The sequence below is a fragment of the Paraburkholderia sp. NMBU_R16 genome (genome assembly GCF_013282575.1).
In the GTDB taxonomy this organism is placed as follows: domain Bacteria; phylum Pseudomonadota; class Gammaproteobacteria; order Burkholderiales; family Burkholderiaceae; genus Trinickia.
Map to the genome: position 1 here is coordinate 1 of NZ_JAAAYE010000174.1, position 1,788 is coordinate 1,788.

General features: G+C 64.1%; 3 protein-coding genes. All 3 read right to left on the minus strand.

Annotated elements, in window-relative coordinates; translation table 11 throughout:
• Window positions 1–937, minus strand: a 937-nt coding sequence (locus GWC77_RS27550; protein ID WP_173262601.1) for an IS66 family transposase, incomplete at its 3' end; no start/stop codon positions are given.
• 30 nt (window positions 938–967) lie between these two features.
• Entirely contained in the window at window positions 968–1,312 is a 345-nt protein-coding gene (gene tnpB, locus GWC77_RS27555) for an IS66 family insertion sequence element accessory protein TnpB (RefSeq protein ID WP_173262604.1), read from the minus strand.
• The gene (locus GWC77_RS27560) at window positions 1,309–1,701 is read right to left on the minus strand and encodes a transposase (RefSeq protein WP_367949130.1); all 393 of its coding nucleotides are present in this window, start codon (window positions 1,699–1,701) and stop codon (window positions 1,309–1,311) included. Before GWC77_RS27560 ends, tnpB begins: the two co-directional genes overlap by 4 nt.
• Window positions 1,702–1,788 lie beyond the last annotated feature (87 nt).

Genomic DNA, 1,788 nt, shown 5'->3' on the forward strand with positions numbered 1-1,788 from the left:
CGTTGAAGCCGCTGTAGGCGTCGGCCTGCAAGATACCCTTGAATCCGGCCAGATGGGTCTGGGGATGAATGCCTTTGCGGTCCGGCGAGTAAGCAAACCACACTGCGCCTGGTTCGGTCGAGCCCGAACGAGTGTCATCGCGCACATACACCCACAAGCGCCCCGTCTTCGTCTTCTTCTTGCCCGGCTCGAGTACCGGGATCGGCGTGTCATCCGCGTGCAGCTTCGACGGTGCCACCGTGTAGCGGCGCAGTGCCTCGGTCAGCGCATCGCAAAGGGCCTCGCACTGGCCAACCCAGCGGCCCATGCTGGCCGGGTCCAGCTTCACGCCGTCGCGCGCGGCTATCTGCGACTGCCGGTACAGCGGGGCGTGGTCGGCGTACTTCGAGACGAGGATGTCGGCCAGCAGGCTCGGATGGGCGATGCTGCGCGTAATCGGCAGGCCGGGCATCGGCGGCTGCGAGAAGTGGTGGCCGCACGGACAAACCGTCTTGCGCCGGATCGTACGAATCACCTTGAACACCGCCGCGACGCGGGCGAGCTGCTCGGACACGTCTTCTCCGAGCGGCTGCATCGCGCTGCCGCACTTCGCACACGTTGCGTCGGCCTCCAGTACACGTTCTTCGCGTGGCAAGTGCGGCGGCAGCGCTTCTTTCGGCGATGCGTCGCTCACAGGCGTGCTCGCGCTTGATTGGCGAGCGCGCCTCACATCGGCGACGCCCCGCTCGCCCGTCAGGTCCTCGAGCGCGGTTTCCAGCCGTGCGACCTCCCGGTCCAATTGCTCGGACTTGCGGCCGAATTGCATGCGCCTAAGCTTGTCGAGTTGCGCCTTGAGTTGCTCGATCTCCAGATCGCGCTCGGCAAGCTGGGCACGAACCTCGAGCAGCAAGGCTCGCAGCGTTTCAACATCGTCAGGAAGTTCGGCGCCGTTCGACATGCGGCGCAGTTTACGAGTCTTCTGCTCGGTTTACAACATCGACAGTGCAGCGGTGCGACGCGGTTGCCGCCAATCGATGCCTTCGAGCAACATGGACAATTGCGCCGCCGTCAGATGGACCTTGCAGCCATCGGCCTGCGGCCACACGAAGCGCCCACGCTCAAGCCGCTTTGCGAGAAGCCAGAGCCCGTCCTCGGTTGCCCACATGAGCTTCACGAGATCGCCGCGCCGGCCCCGGAAGATGAACACGTTGCCGCTGAGCGCATTGTCCTCGAGCGCCGTCTGCACCTTCGCTGCCAGCCCTTGGAATGCGCAGCGCATGTCGGTAACGCCGGCCACCAGCCAGACGCGTGTACCGGTGGGAAAAGAGATCACGATCGCATGCTCCCCAGTACAACGCGTAGCGTGTCGGCGTCGACGATGCCGTCCACCTTGACTACCACGTCACCGAATCGAATCTCGATCGTCCCGGCTCGTGCAGTCCGGTTGCCGACTGCCCGAGCATCCGAGGACGTGGTCACGCGCTGCGCCGGCGTTTCATCGACCACCGCCACCGGAATCAGCGACGTCGTTTGGGCCTGCAATTGCTCGCGATAGCGACGCCGCCACGTGAACAGCATGTTTGCATTGATGCCATTCTCGCGCGCCAACTTTGCGACCGACGCACCCGGCTCGCATGCCGCGGCCGCAAGACGGCGTCGAAACTCGCGATCATAGTTTGGGCGTCCCTTGCGGCTACCCGGCCTGGCTTCTGGCTCTGTCACAGTGATGTCCATCAAATCGAAAATGATGGGCACCACTTTGATGTCGGTTCTCGCCGTCGTCTACGACGGTCGTCGTGAGGCGCTTAC